This is a genomic window from Phytobacter sp. RSE-02 (genome assembly GCF_040578655.1).
Classification (GTDB): Bacteria; Pseudomonadota; Gammaproteobacteria; order Enterobacterales; family Enterobacteriaceae; genus Phytobacter; species Phytobacter diazotrophicus.
In genome coordinates, this window is record NZ_JBEULY010000001.1 from 49,230 (window position 1) to 67,192 (window position 17,963).

General features: G+C 53.9%; 13 protein-coding genes. 10 read left to right on the forward strand and 3 right to left on the reverse strand.

Going from position 1 to position 17,963, the window contains the following annotated elements:
- Positions 1-101 precede the first annotated feature (101 nt).
- From ABU190_RS00240 to glnB, 7 genes are all read left to right on the forward strand, one after another.
- Positions 102-3,116, forward strand: a complete 3,015-nt coding sequence (locus tag ABU190_RS00240; RefSeq protein WP_354690065.1) for a hypothetical protein — start codon at positions 102-104, stop codon at positions 3,114-3,116.
- Complete coding sequence (locus tag ABU190_RS00245; RefSeq protein WP_354690066.1) at positions 3,106-4,728, forward strand: hypothetical protein; 1,623 nt, start codon at positions 3,106-3,108, stop codon at positions 4,726-4,728. The genes ABU190_RS00240 and ABU190_RS00245 overlap by 11 nt, the downstream gene beginning before the upstream one ends.
- Positions 4,729-5,046: 318 nt before the next feature.
- Positions 5,047-6,747 carry a reverse transcriptase family protein gene (locus ABU190_RS00250; RefSeq protein ID WP_354690067.1) on the forward strand — a complete coding sequence of 567 codons (1,701 nt, stop codon included), beginning with the start codon at positions 5,047-5,049 and terminating at the stop codon, positions 6,745-6,747.
- Positions 6,748-7,253: 506 nt separating this feature from the next.
- Positions 7,254-8,690, forward strand: a complete 1,437-nt coding sequence (gene qseE, locus ABU190_RS00255) for a two component system sensor histidine kinase QseE/GlrK (RefSeq protein WP_193794108.1) — start codon at positions 7,254-7,256, stop codon at positions 8,688-8,690.
- Positions 8,687-9,421, forward strand: coding sequence for a two-component system QseEF-associated lipoprotein QseG (gene qseG / locus ABU190_RS00260; protein WP_354690068.1), 735 nt, complete (start codon positions 8,687-8,689; stop codon positions 9,419-9,421). The genes qseE and qseG overlap by 4 nt, the downstream gene beginning before the upstream one ends.
- Positions 9,418-10,755, forward strand: coding sequence for a two-component system response regulator GlrR (gene glrR, locus ABU190_RS00265; RefSeq protein WP_039079641.1), 1,338 nt, complete (start codon positions 9,418-9,420; stop codon positions 10,753-10,755). The genes qseG and glrR overlap by 4 nt, the downstream gene beginning before the upstream one ends.
- Before the next feature lie 74 nt (positions 10,756-10,829).
- Positions 10,830-11,168, forward strand: a complete 339-nt coding sequence (glnB, locus tag ABU190_RS00270; protein WP_024549981.1) for a nitrogen regulatory protein P-II — start codon at positions 10,830-10,832, stop codon at positions 11,166-11,168.
- Between the two features lie 43 nt (positions 11,169-11,211).
- Here glnB and hmpA read toward each other — a convergent pair whose 3' ends face one another.
- A complete protein-coding gene (gene hmpA, locus ABU190_RS00275; protein WP_354690069.1) occupies positions 11,212-12,402 on the reverse strand; it encodes an NO-inducible flavohemoprotein in 1,191 nt (396 codons plus the stop codon).
- A gap of 318 nt (positions 12,403-12,720) precedes the next feature.
- Between hmpA and glyA the strand changes: the two genes are divergently transcribed.
- A complete protein-coding gene (gene glyA / locus ABU190_RS00280; RefSeq protein ID WP_039079643.1) occupies positions 12,721-13,974 on the forward strand; it encodes a serine hydroxymethyltransferase in 1,254 nt (417 codons plus the stop codon).
- 49 nt (positions 13,975-14,023) lie between these two features.
- Here glyA and ABU190_RS00285 read toward each other — a convergent pair whose 3' ends face one another.
- Positions 14,024-14,917 (reverse strand): nickel/cobalt efflux protein RcnA, encoded by an 894-nt coding sequence (locus ABU190_RS00285; protein ID WP_354690070.1) that lies wholly within the window; start codon positions 14,915-14,917, stop codon positions 14,024-14,026.
- A gap of 142 nt (positions 14,918-15,059) precedes the next feature.
- On the opposite strand from ABU190_RS00285, the gene rcnR reads away from it, so the two are divergent.
- Both rcnR and ABU190_RS00295 read left to right on the forward strand, forming a co-directional pair.
- Positions 15,060-15,332, forward strand: coding sequence for a Ni(II)/Co(II)-binding transcriptional repressor RcnR (rcnR, locus tag ABU190_RS00290; RefSeq protein ID WP_039079645.1), 273 nt, complete (start codon positions 15,060-15,062; stop codon positions 15,330-15,332).
- Between the two features lie 98 nt (positions 15,333-15,430).
- Positions 15,431-16,570, forward strand: coding sequence for a 3-phenylpropionate MFS transporter (locus ABU190_RS00295; RefSeq protein ID WP_354690071.1), 1,140 nt, complete (start codon positions 15,431-15,433; stop codon positions 16,568-16,570).
- On the opposite strand, the gene csiE is transcribed toward ABU190_RS00295, so the two are convergent.
- Positions 16,567-17,844, reverse strand: coding sequence for a stationary phase inducible protein CsiE (gene csiE, locus ABU190_RS00300; RefSeq protein ID WP_354690072.1), 1,278 nt, complete (start codon positions 17,842-17,844; stop codon positions 16,567-16,569). The genes ABU190_RS00295 and csiE overlap by 4 nt on opposite strands.
- Between the last annotated feature and the right edge of the window lie 119 nt (positions 17,845-17,963).

Consider the following 17,963-nt stretch of genomic DNA (forward strand, 5'->3'; position numbering starts at 1 on the left):
CATGGTCGGGCGTGCTTCCTCTTTCCGGTTGCTTATCTAAAAGACAGAACTGACGATATTGAGTACAATCGTTTCCGGCGCTAACAGGGAAGGGAACGGTTATGAAGCTGATTAAAAAGGTAAAATTAACCTTTACGCAGGGAGCCTCAGACAAGGTCTATGAGGTGGATCTCTGTGAACAGCCAGGCAACGAGGTGAATCGTTACTGGGTTAATTTTCGCTACGGACGGCGTGGCGGCACGTTACGGGAAGGGACAAAAACGCCTGCCCCCGTTGATTTCACCAATGCCGAGGCTATTTTCGCAAGCGTGGTGGTTGCCAAAACCAACAAAGGCTACGTTGAGGCCGGTTCACTTTCCCCCTTCGCTGTCAGCACTTTCTCTTCTTCGTTACACACCTTAATACGCCAAATCGATCGCATTAAAGAGAGCGAACAACGAGCCAGAAGCATATGGCGACTCCCTCAGCAGCCGAACGCTATGCTGGCAGACTGGCTGGAAAAGGGGCTTAACGAGGAACATCACTGGCTGGAAAATTACGCCCGTCTCTGGACGCTGGGGCGCACGGGGAATCAGCACAACCTGGCGCGTGTGAGACCCTTTCTTGAAAGCCCATATCCGCCATTAAACAACCTTGCTTATGAAGTGTATCTGCGTCTGGGTGACGATGACGATATCGCTGGGCTGCGGCAAAACTTGCTGGCCTCATTACCGTCAGAGCTGTCCCAGGCATTAGCTGTTGGCGATATTGAGGCAATCGATGCACAACTTCAGCGCCACATTAATGAACAGAATCCCAACGCGAGTACATTACTCAAAACGCTCTATCGGGTGGCGCTGGACAACCCGCTATTGCATCAAGGCCTGATTCGTCTGCTATACATTCTGCCTCTGCGCCCTCATCTGTTTAAAGGTGTGCGCTACCTGTTCAAAATGGCCGAGTTCCGCCTGGATGCGCCGATGTTTGCCCTGCTGGCCTGGCGTTTTGATACTACGCGGGAATTTTATTCTGCCCAGTGGGACGGCGTCTGGGTGAACGGCGTGGGCTATCTCAAACCCAGTCAGGAACTTCTGCGCGACGATAGCAGGCTGGCCTATTCGCGCAAAACGCGCGACTACCTGCGGCGCCGTAGCTGGCGTGCCTTGCGGCGTCTCGGTGCCCGTGGCGACGCTCGCTATGTCGATATGGCCTGCGCGCTTCTGCTCCAGTATAAGAAAGAATACCTGGTTGCAGAAAAGCAGAGTGATTCAGGCGTTTTCGCCAGCGATGCGCATCTTTTCGCGTGGAACGCCATTTTGCGTTTACAACATCCTCACTATCAGCGCCACAGGCAGAGAGCGTTATGGATTCGGGTCAGCGATGAAAAGGATGAACGCCGCGTCGAGGCATTTCCACAACTCTGGGATCAGCGCCCTGATGCACTGCTGACGTTATTGTGCCTGAGCGAGAGTGAAGCCGTTTGCACGTTTGCGCTCAGGGCAATGAAAGATAATGTCTCCTTCTGCCAGGCCCTCACCGATAGCCAACTGGTGCAGTTGCTGGCTCGTCCGTTCCCGCTCATTGCCGATTTTGTGCTCTCGCTTCTTACTGCGCGTTCGCTCACTCCTGAGCTGCTGCTGGGGCTGATTAACAGTGTCCACCCGCAAGCGCGCAGCCTGGCGCTGACCCATTTAAACAGCATTAGCGCACTGTTTGATGAAACCGAACTGGTTACCGCGCTTTTGCTGGCTGACGATGCGCAGATCAGCGCGTGGTTAGAAGAGCGTTTTTCCCGGCAGCCTCTGACCACCTCGCAACAGCAGACGTTAAGGCGGGCGCTTTTGCTGCGGCTTACCGACGCGCAGACCACCTTTTCTGAGCAACATGCCCTCTGGTTGTCGATGTGCCTGGTGAGCCATCTGCCTGCCATGGTCCCGTCGCTGACGATTGAGAATTTCAGCGAGCTACTCGCCCATCCCGATACGGGTGTGCAGCTTTTAGCCGCCCGGTTGTTGGTGAGTTCCGATTTGACGCAGAGCCCGCTTTCGCAAGCCCTGCTGGTTCAGATTCACAACTCGCCTGTCGCGGCTATCCGCGCCGCTGGCATCGCGCTGTTAGGCAAACAAAGTCCGGAATTAGTCTTGCTGCAGTTACCGCAGTTAATTGATCTGCTCCAGTGCGGGGAGGCAGAAGAGCGGCAAGCCTGTTACATGCTACTGGGGCAACTGGCAGAGCAGCATGCTGCTGAGGTCTTTGCGGGATTATTCCCATTAGCCTTTCAAAAAGAAGCCTACGAGGGCGCACATCAGGCGCTGTTAACGTTCTTCACGCACAAGCTTAATGCCTGCCTGATGTCCCTGGACAAAGACACCATCTGGCGGCTGATTAATGCCAGATCGCTGGCAGCACAAAGCCTGGGGCGTGAATGTCTTCTGACCCGTTCTCCGCTGGCGTGGAGTGTGAATCAATGGGTGGCGTTGGCAAATCACCCTGATCATCATATTCGTGATTATGCGTTGAAGGCCTTCACCTCACATGTAGATGTTGTCCGCGAACAGAGCAGTGCTGCGCTGGAGTTACTGGAAAGTGACTGGCCCGCAACCCAAGAATTTGGTTTTGCGTATTTCCGCCAGAATTACACCTCTCCAGGCTGGACCCCGGAACTGATCGTCAAGGTCTGCGACAGCAACCGCGACGATGTGCAGGCTTATGGTCGGGAACTGTTACAAACGTTCTTCCAGCGCGAGCAGGGGGAAGCGTACCTGTTAAAGCTGAGCCAGCATCCATCATTGACGGTACAGACCTTTGTGACCCATTTTTTTGAAGAGTATGCCGCCGGAAAGCCCGACGTCATCCTGGCGCTGAAACCTTGCTTCCTGACAATCCTTTCCCAGGTTAACCGTGGGCGTGTCGCTAAAGACAGGACGCTTGCTTTTCTTACGCAGCAGGCGGCTGCCAGCCCGTTGGTGCTTGAGATGGTGGCGACATTGCTGACTCGCCTGTCGCTGACAGTTGTGCAAAAAGACAAAGCGCCGCTGATCAAGGCCATGCTTCAACTGCAAAGACAGTATCCCCATTTGAATTTGCCGCTGGAAATTATTGCCCGACCCGAACAAGGAGCGCCTCATGCAGGTTAGTTATCGTTATCAGGGAAAGAGTCAGGCCTCGGAAGCTGGTTTGACGTTCTCGCCAGATAGTCTTCGCCCACCGGCGTTCTTCGTCGGTGAGCTCAGGCAGAAACTGGCGTTTCGCGAGGCCATCTCCGCGCTGCATAACGTGGTGGTATCGGACATGCGTTTTCAGCCGAAAGATAAAACCGACTATCGGCGCTGGCTGGCAGGAGAGGAACAGCGGTTATTAGCGGAATTTATTGCGCAGAAAAGCCAGCTTGAGCAAGAAGCGAATGAGATTAGCGGGCGATTACATGTGCTGAACAAAGAGGCTGCAACATTGCTTGCACCTTATCATCAGGCGCAAAAAGCCTATTTCGATTATCTCTATAAAAACGATATTGACGCCTGGTATGTATTGGATCCGGTGATCACCGTACATCCCGACGAAGTCTTTTTTGAATGTTTTTCTGAGGATGAATCAAGCTACGGCAAACTGAGTTGTCAGTACGATGTTTTTGACAACATCAGCGAGCGTGCCTTTGGGACCACTAACATCGACTATTCCGAAGGGCTCTACCAGGCCTTTCAGAAAATCCGTGATTATCACCCGACGCAGTTGAAAATTGATCCGGACGGCTTCGCCATTCAGACGGACGGCAGCGAGTGTGAAGAGAAGAAAATCGATCTGCCGGACAGTTGGGTGCGCGGTTTTTTACAAGTCAGCTCGGCGATGACCCTGCCGATGGTGAAATTCTCGCTTGCGCCCATGGATATGCACAATATTTGCTTCCGGCTCAGGCGTAAAAAAGAGCGTAGCGGGCCGCGCTCGCTGCGTTTTGAGCTGACGCCGGGGCAGCCCGTCAAAGTGATTTTTGAGCCGTGGAATGAAACGCTGGTCTGCCCACGTTCGCTCTACAAGGGCGACCAGCCGCGTTCCATACGTGTCTGGGGACGGCGCAGACTGCATATCCTCGAACGTCTGATCCCGATAGCTGAAAAATTCGATGTCTGCCTTCTTGACGATGGTATGCCTTCATTCTGGACCGCAGATTTAGGGGCGATGAGTTTTACGCTCGGCCTGTCCGGCTGGAGCGCGAATGACTGGTCGGCTCAGGGCAATTTTGATTTGCTCGCGCCACGCCAGACAGTCGATACCCTGACGCTGGAGCGGGTTTATCAGGCACTGAGCAAGCACCATATGGCTTCATGCGCCTCTCTTGCCACCGAACTGGGGCTGGACGAAAGCATAGTAAAAGCGACGCTGGCAGCCTACAGCCAGCATGGTCAGGTGCTCTATGACCTTAACAAAGATCTCTATCGTATTCGCGCGCTTTGCCGCGAGCCGATCCCACTGGAACAACTGCGCTTTAGTAACGAACGGGAAGAGAAGGCTATCAACTTCGTCAACGCCGGCCTGGTGCAGGTAGAAAGCGCCCTGAGTAATGCCACCGGAACGCAAATGCGCGGTCAGGTTCTGGATAATGCCGTACGGTACAACGTTTCCCTTATGCTGGATACAGACCAGCGGCTGACGGTGGGTGAGTGCAATTGTCACTATTTCCATCAGAACCGACTGCGTCGTGGTCCGTGTGAACATATGCTGGCATTGCGGCTGGCAGTAAAGGTAAAAGCATGATGAAAAGGACTTTTTCTGCTGTTATACTCGACGTTAATAGCGGCGTGGCAAGGAAACCTTGCATCCCGGATGGTGGATCGCCATTCAGGTTTTATGACTGCCCACGCGTCACTGATGCCATCTTCACTGGGCAGAGTGTGAGTACCTGTCACTATTGCAGTATGGCTTCAACGAAGCCAATGAGTGACAGGTACTCCACTCTGCGTCGAGTGGATAACCTCAGTACCAGGAACGCTTCGAAGGCCTTATTCGCCACGCCGCTATCCCTCCCGGTCATCCCCGTATTCTCTTGTCTAACACGGCCAGGGAGCGTTCGTTATGTCTGAATCTGCAAAGCTGACCCGCCAGCAAATTTACGAGCGCATCCGCGAAACCAGTAAAGAGGAGTACATCCTCGCTGAAATGATCCGTCTGGGTTTCTGGGATGAAACGCAGGATAAACCCGCTCTCACCGCAGAATTTATCGCTCAACGTGCGGCGTTACAGAAACAGCTTGCGGAGCTGGGGCAGAAACAACGGCTTTATGATGACCCGCAAAAAGCATTGCGGGAATTGCACAAGACGCGCAAAAAAGCGGCCCTGGAGAAACGCGAGCAAACCCGCATTGCCCGTAACGAAGCGCGCTATGCGCGAGCATTGCAATGGCATCAAAAGCAGCAAGCAGAGATAACCTGGCTGGGGGAGGGGTTTTCATTTGGCCTCGCCGACACCGCGCACAACGAAGCCCGATTACAAGCGCAGAAGCTGCCCGAACTTGCGGACAGCCAGGCACTGGCATCTGCAATGGGCATCACGATCAATGAGCTGCGTTTTCTTTGCTTCCAGAAAAATGTCTCCCGAGTAAACCATTACCGGCGTTTTTCCCTCGCCAAAAAAAATGGCGGTGAGCGACTGATTTCGGCGCCTATGCCACGCATGAAGCGCGCGCAGTACTGGATTCTGGAAAACATTCTGAATCGTGTGAAGTTACACGAAGCAGCCCACGGTTTTGTTACCGGGCGCAGCATTTTGAGTAATGCGCTGCCGCATGTGAATCAGGCAATAGTGGTCAATCTGGATATGGAAAACTTCTTCCCGACGGTGAGTTACCGCCGGGTAAAAGGTTTATTTCGCCAGTTAGGTTATGCCGAGCAACTGGCCACTGAACTGGCTTTGTTAACTACGGAACCTGAGGTTACGCAGGTGGCACTGGATGGCGAGACCTGGTTTGTGCAGGAAGACGCCCGTTTCCTGCCGCAGGGCGCGCCAACCAGTCCGGCGATTTCCAACATCATCTGCCGTCGTCTCGACAGCCGTTTGCAGGCAATGGCACAGAAGCTTGGCTTTGTTTACACCCGTTATGCTGACGATATGACCTTTTCCAGTGCGCAGCCGTCCGCCAACGTGCAACAGCTATTATGGCGCTGCAAGCAGATTGTTAAGGATGAAGGTTTTAAGATCCACCCTGAGAAAACCCGGGTAATGCGCAAGCCGCAAAAGCAGGAAGTCACCGGTATTGTGGTGAATGAAAAACCCTCCGTGGATCGCAAAACACTAAAACGCTTTCGCGCATTGCTGTTTCAGATTGCAAAAGATGGACTGGAAGGAAAGCGCTGGGGATCGGGCGAGCTGATGGCGACCCTTGAAGGCTATGCTAATTTCGTGGCAATGGTTACCCCTGAGAAGGGCATTGTTTTGCAAAAGCAGGTCACCGACCTGAAAAGACAATATGGATACACAACCCAGCCGGGGCGAATTACAGCGCTGAACAAGAGGTTATTCCGGGCAAAAGCCGCCCGTGGGGAATCGCCACGTGAAAACTGGTGGCAGGCACAAGAAGCCCCGCCACCCGTTCTGGAACAAACCGCGCAGCAGCAGGCAACGCAAAAGGCGACATCATCAGCGACAGAGGAGCTGCATTTCGACGCGCAGCCTGATGTTCATGTCGGTCAGGTGCCTGATAATTCTCGTTCCCCATTACGCTTTTTCTGGGTGCTTATCATTGTGCTGCTGATTATGATTCTGGCGCGGATGTTTTAAATGTTATCTGTGTCATGTTGCAGTGTCGGGAAACCGCGACAAAGCCATTGTTCTGATGTCTCCAAAAGGAGACATTTAAGTGTTTGATTTATATGGTTGATGAGTTTGAGGTGCAAGGGTGTTGCTGATCGGAGACAGTTAGCGTGAAAATCATTCAACCGCTATTTAACGCCAGAATGTTGTTAACTTCTTATATTTCAGTTGGTTAATATTTTGTTTTGCGTTTTGGCATAAGTGTTGCATAATAATAACCAGTGGCTCATTCACCTCCTTATGTCAGCCCCTTCGGGACGTGCTACATAAACTTCGAATGACGCACTTAAAGGTGCCTGCCGTCCAACTGCTGATAAAAGTTCGCTTTTTCAGATATCGGGCGAAACGTCGAGTTAGGCACCGCCTAATTTCTAAGCAAAGCCGGGTTTATACCCGGCTTTGCTTTTTCTGGCTTCCCCGTAGCACATTACTCAGCTAGCATCCTGTTAAACCTGATTTGCGAGAGTATTGCGTTGAAACGCTGGCCCATTTTTCCCCGCTCCCTACGCCAGGTCGTTATGATGGCGTTCTTACTGATCTTATTGCCTTTGTTGGTGCTTGCCTGGCAGGCATGGCAAAGCCTGAATGCCCTGAGCGCCCAGGCGGCACAAACGAATCGCACCACGCTTATCGATGCCCGACGCAGCGAGGCGATGACCAATGCCGCGCTGGAAATGGAACGCAGTTACCGTCAGTACTGTGTGCTGGACGACGCAACCCTGTCAAAGGTGTATCAGAGCCAACGTAAACGCTACAGCGAGATGCTGGATGCCCATGCAGGCGTGTTACCGGACGAAAAACTCTACCAGGCGCTGCGTCAGGATTTGAACGATCTCGCTCAGTTACAGTGCAAAAGCAGTGGCCCAACCGCAGAGGCGTCCGCAAGACTCGAAGCCTTTGCGGCGGCGAATACCGAGATGGTGCAGTCAACGCGGCAGGTGGTGTTCTCCCGTGGACAGCAGTTGCAGCAGGAAATTGCCGAGCGCGGTCAGTTCTTCGGCTGGCAGGCACTGGTGCTGTTTCTGGTTAGCCTCGCGATGGTGCTGCTGTTTACACGGATGATTATTGGCCCGGTGAAGGGCATTGAACGGATGATCAACCGGTTGGGGGAAGGGCGCTCCCTTGGGCATACGGTAGTCTTTAAAGGCCCGCGTGAGTTGCGCTACGTGGGGGAACGCATCATCTGGCTAAGTGAACGCCTTTCCTGGCTTGAATCACAGCGTCATCAATTTTTACGTCATATCTCTCATGAACTGAAAACCCCGCTTGCCAGCATGCGTGAAGGGACCGAACTGCTTGCCGATCAGGTCGTCGGGCCGTTAACAGTGGAGCAGGAAGAGGTGGTGGCTATCCTCGATGACAGCAGCCGTAATCTGCAAAAACTGATTGAACAATTACTCGACTACAACCGGAAACTGGCGGATGGTGCGGTTGAGCTGGAAGACGTTGAGATCGAGCCGCTGGTGGATATGGTTCTTACGGCTCATAGTTTGCCCGCGCGAGCTAAAATGATGCATACCGAGGTTGTGCTGGATGCGGCTTCATGCTGGTCTGAGCCGATGTTGCTGATGAGCGTGCTGGATAATCTTTATTCGAACGCGGTGCACTATGGGGCTGAATCCGGTAACATTTATATTCACAGCTATCTTGCAGGCTCGCGGCTGCGTATTGAGGTATCCAATACCGGTACGCCGATTCCTGAGGCGGAACGCAGTATGATTTTTGAACCCTTTTTCCAGGGGAGCCATCAGCGAAAAGGCGCGGTGAAGGGGAGTGGCCTGGGGTTAAGCATCGCCAGAGACTGTGTTCGCCGTATGCACGGCGAGTTGCATCTGGTGGACGTTGATCATGCAGATGTCTGTTTTCGCATTGAGCTACCGCTTAATGCGTCGGAAAAATCCAACAAATGAAGCGAAATCAGGTGAGTATGTTGCACGTTTTTTCCCGCGTGGCTGGCGCGGTGTTGTTGCCTAAGAAAATGCTTCGTGCATTACCCTGCCTGCTGCTGGCAGGTTGTGTATCCCAGACGCCTGAGCATGCTGTACATGAACAATTCGAAGAGCAGCTTCCGGAACATCAACTGGCCGATTTCCTGCTGACGGACTGCGGTAATATCTGGTCATTAACCGGCCAGGCTTTCGATACCAACCCGTTATTCTGGCTGCGCAGTATGGATTGCGCCGGGCGCCTGGCGCCAGCAGAAGCGCGTGCTGAGGCGCGCGTCTGGCCCGACGATACGTGGCAGGACGCCTTTAAGCGCGGCATTTTACTGTCGAGTGCGAAAATTACCCCACTGGAACGGCGTGAGAATATCACGCGTCTTGATGTGTTAAGCCCGCAAATTCCCGCACCTGTGCGTCCGCTTTATCAGCTCTGGCGCGATGGTCAGACATCACAGCTCCAGCTTGCAGAAGAGCGTGGTCGTTATGGCAAGCTCCAGCAGTCGACGGATGCCGAGCTGGATACCTTACGCCAGCAGCAACAATTTCTGCGTGAGCAACTGGACACGACCACGCGCAAACTGGAAAACCTGACCGATATAGAACGTCGACTCTCCAGTCGCAAACCGGCGGGCAATGATCTACCGGATAGCGCGCGCCCCGCAAGGACCGAAACGAAACAAGAGGACGCGAAACCATGACCAGCCGAAAACCTGCCCATCTGCTGCTGGTGGATGACGATCCGGGCCTGCTAAAACTGCTCGGTTTGCGTCTGACCAGTGAAGGCTACAGCATTGTCACTGCCGAGAGCGGGCAGGAGGGGCTTCGCGTGCTGGCTCGCGAGAAAGTTGACCTGGTCATCAGCGACCTGCGTATGGATGAGATGGACGGTATGCAACTGTTCACGGAGATCCAGAAGGTGCAGCCGGGTATGCCCGTCATTATTCTCACCGCGCATGGTTCCATTCCGGATGCGGTCGCCGCAACGCAGCAGGGGGTATTCAGCTTCCTGACCAAGCCGGTCGATAAAGACGCATTGTACAAGGCGATTGATGATGCGCTGGAGCATTCTGCACCCGCCTCAGACGATCAGTGGCGCGATACGATCATTACCCGCAGCCCGGTCATGCTGCGCCTGCTTGAGCAGGCGAGAATGGTGGCGCAGTCTGATGTCAGCGTGCTGATTAACGGCCAGAGCGGCACCGGGAAAGAGATCCTGGCGCAGGCGATCCACAATGCCAGTCCGCGCAGCAAAAATGCCTTTATCGCCATCAACTGTGGTGCGTTACCGGAGCAGTTGCTGGAATCTGAACTCTTTGGTCACGCGCGCGGTGCCTTTACCGGCGCGGTCAGCAGCCGTGAGGGGCTCTTCCAGGCGGCAGAAGGCGGTACGCTGTTTCTTGATGAAATCGGCGATATGCCCATTCCGCTACAGGTTAAACTGCTGCGTGTGTTGCAGGAACGCAAAGTCCGGCCGCTCGGCAGCAACCGTGATATCGACATCAATGTGCGGATTATCTCCGCGACCCACCGCGACTTACCTAAAGCGATGGCGCGCGGCGAATTTCGTGAAGACCTGTTTTATCGCCTGAATGTGGTTAACCTCAAAATCCCGGCGCTGGCGGAACGTGCGGAGGATATCCCGCTGCTGGCCAACCATCTGTTGCGTCAGGCGGCTGACAGACATAAACCCTTTGTGCGCGCTTTTTCCACCGATGCGATGAAACGGCTGATGACCGCAGGCTGGCCGGGTAACGTGCGCCAACTGGTCAACGTCATTGAGCAATGTGTCGCGCTGACCTCATCGCCGGTCATCAGCGACGCGCTGGTTGAGCAGGCGCTGGAAGGTGAGAACACGGCCCTGCCCACGTTTGTGGAGGCGCGGAATCAGTTTGAGCTCAATTACCTGCGCAAGCTGCTGCAAATCACCAAAGGTAACGTCACCCACGCGGCGAGGATGGCCGGGCGCAACCGTACTGAATTTTACAAATTGCTCTCGCGCCATGAGCTGGATGCCAACGACTTTAAAGAGTAATGGCGTAGTGAATATGGTAGTGTGAGCAACCGATTACGAAGTAGCTTACTGGCAAGCGTTTTTAAGGACCAACCATGAAAAAGATTGATGCAATTATTAAACCTTTCAAACTGGATGACGTGCGTGAAGCGCTGGCCGAAGTCGGCATTACCGGGATGACGGTGACCGAAGTGAAAGGGTTTGGTCGCCAGAAAGGCCATACCGAACTGTACCGTGGTGCAGAGTACATGGTGGACTTTCTGCCGAAAGTAAAAATCGAAATCGTTGTCACCGATGATATCGTTGAGACCTGCGTAGATACCATTATCCGCACGGCCCAGACCGGTAAAATCGGCGACGGTAAGATTTTTGTCTTTGATGTTGCCCGCGTGGTACGTATCCGTACCGGCGAAGAAGACGACGCGGCTATCTGATCCTCTCCCTCACCCTGTCGGGTGAGGGCTATTCCTCCTGCTCTTACAGCACCTTGTGGGGGCCAAAACATTCGTAATGAATGTTCTCTGCCTTTATCCCCAGCCCGACCAGTTGCTTCGCGGCAAACTGCATAAACGCCACCGGGCCACAAAGATAAAACTGCATGGCCGGATCGCTGAATGCTGACTCGTGCTTACTCAGATCCATCAACCCTTCGCTATCAAAGGCCTGCGCCTGCTTATCAAAATGGGTAGGCGCGCGGTACCAGACATGAGACGTCACGCGAGGCAGTTTGCTGCTCAGTGTTTTCACCTCATCGGCAAAGGCGTGAACATCGCCATTTTCTGCTGCATGGAACCAGTTTACCTGGGCTTTATGTCCAGCCCGGGCGAGTGTATCGAGCATTGCCAGCATGGGTGTCTGGCCGACGCCTGCGGAGATGAACGTAACCGGGGTGTTGCCCTCGACATTCATAAAGAAGTCGCCTGCCGGGGCCGCCAGATGTACCACGTCGCCGACCTGCGCGCGCTGATGCAGCCAGGTTGAGACCTGCCCACCTTCTTCACGTTTAACCGCAATACGGTAATGTTTACCGTCAGGGGCGCGTGTCAGGGAGTACTGGCGGATTTCCTGATAAGCAAATTCTTCCGGTTTGAGCCAGATGCCGATGTATTGTCCCGGACGGAAATCAGCAACGGGTTGCCCATCAACAGGGGCGAATTCAAAACTGGTGATTAACGTGCTTTGCCCGGTTTTTTCCACCAGACGAAATGGGCGCGTTCCTTCCCAGCCGCCGGTTTTGCTCGCATTTTCATCATACAGTTGCGCTTCTCGCTGAATAAAGACGCCAGCCAATACCCCGTAAGCTTTACCCCATGCGTCGAGGACTTCCTGGCCTGGGTTGAACATCTCATCAAGGGTCGCCAGCAGATGATGGCCGACAATATCGTATTGCGCAGGCTGGATCTGAAAACTGGTGTGTTTTTGGGCAATCTTTTCCACCGCAGGGAGTAACGCGGCGAGGTTATCAAGGTTGCTGGCATAGGCCGCAATAGCGTTGAACAACGCTTCGCGCTGATCGCCGTTACGCTGATTGCTCATGTTGAAAATGTCTTTGAGCTCGGGATTGTGCGTAAACATCCGGTCATAAAAATGGGCGGTCAGTTTTGGACCGGTTTCCAGCAGCAGAGGAATGGTGGCTTTCACTGTCGCGATGGTTTGAACGTCAAGCATAGTCGCTTCCTGTCAGGTGATTTATAAGATGTATTTAAAATGCATCTTATAGGCGAGGCTGCGGGGTTGTAAAGAGGAAAGCGGCTGTGGCGATGAATTTCAACGTGAAAAAGTTGCATCACAAACGTGAAAAGAATTCCGTTGCAAAGGCAAAGTGCATTATCTCTCAAACCCTTGTCTGGCGCGCAGCCAATCGTTTGCGTAAAAACCTTTGTCAAGACCTGTTATCGCGATATGAATCAGTTATACTGTGAGCCGTTCCCCAAAACGGGCCCTCAAATTTGAGTTGCTTTATTGTTAGCTGAGCAGGAGATGCGGATGTTAAAACGTGAAATGAACATTGCCGATTATGATGCCGAACTGTGGCAGGCTATGGAGCAGGAAAAAGTACGTCAGGAAGAACACATTGAACTGATCGCCTCCGAGAACTACACCAGCCCGCGTGTAATGCAGGCGCAGGGCTCTCAGCTGACCAACAAATATGCCGAAGGTTATCCGGGCAAACGCTACTACGGCGGTTGCGAGTATGTCGATATCGTTGAACAACTGGCTATCGACCGTGCAAAAGAGCTGTTCGGCGCTGACTATGCAAACGTACAGCCGCACTCCGGTTCTCAGGCTAACTTTGCGGTCTACACCGCGCTGCTGCAGCCGGGCGATACCGTGCTGGGTATGAACCTGGCGCAAGGTGGCCACCTGACTCACGGCTCCCCGGTTAACTTCTCCGGTAAACTGTACAACATCATCCCTTACGGTATCGATGAGTCCGGTAAAATTGACTATGAAGACATGGCGAAGCAGGCTCAGGAACACAAACCGAAGATGATCATCGGTGGTTTCTCTGCTTACTCCGGTATCGTTGACTGGGCAAAAATGCGTGAAATCGCAGACAGCATCGGCGCATACCTGTTCGTTGATATGGCGCACGTTGCCGGTCTGATTGCGGCAGGCGTTTACCCGAACCCGGTTCCACACGCTCACGTCGTCACGACGACCACGCACAAAACCCTGGCGGGTCCGCGCGGTGGCCTGATCCTGGCGAAAGGCGGTAACGAAGAGCTGTACAAAAAACTGAACTCCGCTGTGTTCCCAAGCGCACAGGGCGGCCCGCTGATGCACGTCATCGCCGCGAAAGCCGTCGCGCTGAAAGAAGCGATGGAGCCAGAGTTCAAAGTCTACCAGCAGCAGGTTGCTAAGAACGCGAAAGCAATGGTGGAAGTGTTCCTGAACCGTGGCTACAAAGTGGTCTCCGGTGGTACGGAAAACCACCTGTTCCTGCTGGATCTGGTGGACAAAAACCTCACCGGTAAAGAAGCTGACGCCGCGCTGGGCCGCGCCAACATCACCGTTAACAAAAACAGCGTGCCGAACGATCCGAAGAGCCCGTTCGTCACCTCCGGTATCCGTATCGGCTCCCCGGCCGTAACGCGCCGCGGCTTTAAAGAAGCGGAAGTGAAAGAGCTGGCTGGCTGGATGTGTGACGTGCTGGACAACATCAATGATGAAGCGGTTATCGAGCGCGTCAAAGGTAAAGTTCTGGATATCTGCGCACGCTTCCCGGTTTATGCATAAGCCCTGAAAGCATACAAAAATGCCCGCATCTTGCGGGCATTTTTTTACCTTATCGCAGGGTGAAATAGCCGTGAACGCCCATATAAATCCCTACCAGTGCAATCAATACGCTTGAGAAATAGGGCGCGCGCCGCGCAAGAGTATTGAATCCTGACCAGCGTTTCGCCGCATGCTGCACACTCACTGCCGCTCCCACGCCTACCGCAACCAGGGTTAATGCCAGACCGATGCTAAAACACACCACCATCGTAGCGCCCAGCGTTAACGCCTTAAGCTGAATACAGATCAGCAGCACGGTAATCGCTGCCGGGCAGGGGATGAGTCCACCTGTCAGGCCAAACAGCAGAATTTGCCCGTTGGTTACCTTTGTGCCGTTAAAGCGGCGCTCGATATCCCGGGCATGGGCCAGTTCGTGCGCGTCACGATACTCTTCTTGTTTCACCACTTTCCGCGCAGAGAGGATCACCGGCTGGCTCAGGCTGGCGGCTTGTGCAGGCTGGAAAATCAAACCTTGAACATGAGCATGAGGGTGGGGATGCGGATGATCGTGATGGTGGTCATGTTCGTGGTGATGATCATGGTGGTGACCCGCATGCCACTGGCGCTCACCTTGCCAGGTACGCCAGAACATCCATGCGGCTGTCCCCAGAATAATTACCGCTGAGATCATCTGCATCCACGGCTCAACGGCTTCGGCAGTGAACCGACGGCTGATAAACATCCCGCCCATCGCGATAAGCCAGACCACCGCCGTATGAGACAGCGTGGCCGCAAGACCGAGCATAACGGCCTGTTTTACGGTGCCTTTGATCGCCACGATAAAGGCTGCCATCATCGTTTTTGAATGCCCCGGTTCAAGGCCGTGCAGCGCGCCGAGCAGAATGGCGCTCGGAATGAAAAACCAGCCATTTCCCTGCTGAAAGAGGGTCGCAAAATCGGTCATGAGAATAATTCTCGCTAATTGTTATCTCTTTTAAATCTACTCCCCCCCAGTAAAAAATACTATCCCCCAGTAGAAAGAAACTCCCCCCCAGTTGTTCTGTGATATGATTTTTCCACTCAGCAGACGCGAAAGTGAGGCCAGTATGTCGCATACCATTCGGGATAAAAGAAAGCTCAAAGCACGGGCGAGTAAGATTGAAGGGCAAGTTGCGGCGCTGAAAAAGATGCTTGATGAACCGCATGAATGCGCACAGGTTTTGCAGCAAATCGCGGCTATTCGCGGGGCGGTTAACGGTTTGATGCGTGAGGTTATTAAAGGGCATTTGACCGATCATATCGTTCATGAAAATGACGAAGTCAAACGTGAAGCCGACCTTGATGTGGTGCTGAGTGTGCTGGATTCCTATATCCGCTAACGGTAAGGGAATAACACGCCTCTCCAACCTGTTATATAACTGTTACTTGCCAGTTTATTGATTTACCTCCAGACTATCGCCTCATTCAGGAGGGAATCATGGTTTTGCAGTCCACGCGCTGGCTGGCGCTCGCTTATTTCACCTACTTTTTTAGTTACGGCATCTTTTTGCCCTTCTGGAGCGTCTGGCTCAAAGGCACAGGACTCACGCCGGAAACCATCGGGATCTTGCTCGGTGCAGGCCTGGTAGCCCGTTTCCTCGGCAGCTTGCTTATTGCACCACGCGTCAGTAACCCCTCGCTTCTCATTAACGCCTTACGTCTCCTTGCGTTGGTTACGCTGGTATTCGCGCTCGCTTTTTGGGCCGGGACTCATGTGGCCTGGCTCATGGTGGTGATTATCGGTTTTAACCTCTTTTTCTCACCGCTGGTTCCCCTGACGGATGCGCTTGCCAACACCTGGCAGAAACAGTTTCCCATGGACTATGGTCGGGTTCGCGTTTGGGGCTCTATCGCCTTTGTGATTGGCTCGGCGGCAACCGGAAAACTGGTTAGCGAGTTTGATTATCGTGCGGTGCTGGCGATGCTGACGCTGGGGGTTGCTTCTATGCTACTGGGAATGCTGCTACGCCCGTCGATTTTACCGCAGGGAGATGCCCGCCATCAGGATGCCACCGGCTGGAAGGCATGGCGCGATCTGGTCGTAAAAAGCTGGCGTTTCCTGGTTTGCGTTTCGCTACTGCAGGGGGCGCACGCTGCCTACTATGGTTTCAGCGCCATCTATTGGCAGGAAGCGGGGTATTCCGCTTCAACGGTGGGCTATCTCTGGTCTCTTGGGGTGGTCGCAGAAGTCGTTGTCTTTACGCTCAGTAACCGGTTGTTCCGTCGCTTTAGCGCCCGCGATTTGCTTTTACTGTCTGCTGTCTGTGGGCTGGTGCGTTGGGGACTGATGGGGTGGACGACCGACCTGTCGTGGCTTATCGTCGTACAAATTCTGCACTGCGGAACTTTTACCGTCTGCCATCTGGCCGGTATGCGCTACATCGCTGCCCGCAAAGACAACGAGATAATCCGCTTGCAGGCCGTCTATTCGGCCGTCGCGATGGGCGGAAGTATTGCGGTGATGACCATGTTCTCCGGATTCTTATTCCAGCATCTGCATCAGGGGCTGTTCTGGGTGATGGCGCTACTGGCAGTGCCTGCACTGTTTTTGCGCCCGAAGATTGCTGCTCAGCCTTAAGCTTCAAGCATTTCGCGGATATGCGCCTGCTGATGACCGGTCAGCGGGCGATCCGCATGGATCAGCGGCGGTGAAAAGAGGGGGAGTGGGGTCGTGTACGGGGTCACGATCAGCGTGACATTGCGCGGAGCCCCCTGTTTCTGAAAGTCCTGTAGCGGAAGATATTTAATATTGAGCGGCAGCAGCGTGAGTTCGCGCAGTTGCAATTCAATTTCCTGTTCGCGCTCTGGCTCGTGGCCGGTAAGCAGTACGACCTGTTTTTCATGCAGGTCGCTTTCCTGCATCAGCCATGCCCCGAAGATGACCGCCACCAGTCCCGCTTCCTCATCGCTAAAACGCAGGCCATATTCTTTTTCCACCACCAATAACGCCTCGCGGGCGGTGCGCACCAGCCGTGGATAAAGACGGAAAATCTCCTCCTGCAGGCTGTCATCAATACCAATTCCAAAGAGATTACGATCCAGCGCCTGGGCCAGGTGAACATAGAGCTGTGCCGCCAGCCCTTGCTCATCGCTGAAACGCAGCCCGGCAAGCGCGCGAAAACGGCCAATCATATGCGCAATGGCTTGTTGCAGGCGTTTATCCTGTTGCTGACTGTCGTTCAGTGGGTCCGGGGTACGCAACATCATAAACAGCAGTGAGAGAAAGGCATGTTCGTTACCGGGAGGTAACGCGGTAACACGACGGCGCCAGTGACGCACGATTTCATGCGCCGCTGCGTATTCTGCGCGCATCTGTGTCCATGCCTGCTGAACCGGGTTAAACTCCGGCGTAAAACCGTAGTGGCTTTGCAACAGGCAGTACTGGAGATAGAGACGCAGAAACTGAATGTCGCGGCATTCAAATGACCGTTCTAAGCGCCGGGCGCAGAGGTTAATCAACGCGCGCAAATTTGTGTCGTCATACAGCGTGCGGGCAACCCCCTGTTGTTTAAGGGCGGCTTTGAGCGCTGGCGCATACTGCTGAGTGATAAAATGGGGACATAAGCGCAGCCCACGCCGGAGCCATTGCAACAGGCATAAACGTTGGTCGAGTGCTGTGCCTTCAATCCGGTAGCTGCCGTCCTGTCGGGACGTAATAGTCAGCCGATGAAAACGCTGGATCTCATGGTCGGTCTCGGCAATATCCTGCCGGGTGACCTCTTCATCCACGCCATTCATGGCACGTATGATTTCCGTGGTGACAGTGTGCCCTGGGAGTGCGAGCATCAAAAGCACCTGGCAGCGGCGCTGCGGACTGGAGAGCACAGATGGCGGTGTCATTTCTATAGTCATCTGTCAGGCTCCAGTAAGGTTGTTTGATAAGAATAGCTAAAGGTATGTCTGGTGAAAGCGCAGCCGCAGCCCTTTCCTTCAGGATTGCCGGAGAGCATCACAGAATTTTTCTCGTGAGG

Excerpts from the sequence above, each read along its gene's own strand:
- ABU190_RS00240 (WP_354690065.1), top strand. The coding sequence starts at position 102 with ATGAAGCTGATTAAAAAGGTAAAATTAACCTTTACGCAGGGAGCCTCA.
- ABU190_RS00245 (WP_354690066.1), top strand. The coding sequence starts at position 3,106 with ATGCAGGTTAGTTATCGTTATCAGGGAAAGAGTCAGGCCTCGGAAGCT.
- ABU190_RS00250 (WP_354690067.1), top strand. The coding sequence starts at position 5,047 with ATGTCTGAATCTGCAAAGCTGACCCGCCAGCAAATTTACGAGCGCATC.
- qseG (WP_354690068.1), top strand. The coding sequence starts at position 8,687 with ATGAAGCGAAATCAGGTGAGTATGTTGCACGTTTTTTCCCGCGTGGCT.
- glrR (WP_039079641.1), top strand. The coding sequence starts at position 9,418 with ATGACCAGCCGAAAACCTGCCCATCTGCTGCTGGTGGATGACGATCCG.
- glnB (WP_024549981.1), top strand. The coding sequence starts at position 10,830 with ATGAAAAAGATTGATGCAATTATTAAACCTTTCAAACTGGATGACGTG.
- hmpA (WP_354690069.1), bottom strand. The coding sequence starts at position 12,402 with ATGCTTGACGTTCAAACCATCGCGACAGTGAAAGCCACCATTCCTCTG.
- glyA (WP_039079643.1), top strand. The coding sequence starts at position 12,721 with ATGTTAAAACGTGAAATGAACATTGCCGATTATGATGCCGAACTGTGG.
- ABU190_RS00285 (WP_354690070.1), bottom strand. The coding sequence starts at position 14,917 with ATGACCGATTTTGCGACCCTCTTTCAGCAGGGAAATGGCTGGTTTTTC.
- rcnR (WP_039079645.1), top strand. The coding sequence starts at position 15,060 with ATGTCGCATACCATTCGGGATAAAAGAAAGCTCAAAGCACGGGCGAGT.
- ABU190_RS00295 (WP_354690071.1), top strand. The coding sequence starts at position 15,431 with ATGGTTTTGCAGTCCACGCGCTGGCTGGCGCTCGCTTATTTCACCTAC.
- csiE (WP_354690072.1), bottom strand. The coding sequence starts at position 17,844 with ATGACTATAGAAATGACACCGCCATCTGTGCTCTCCAGTCCGCAGCGC.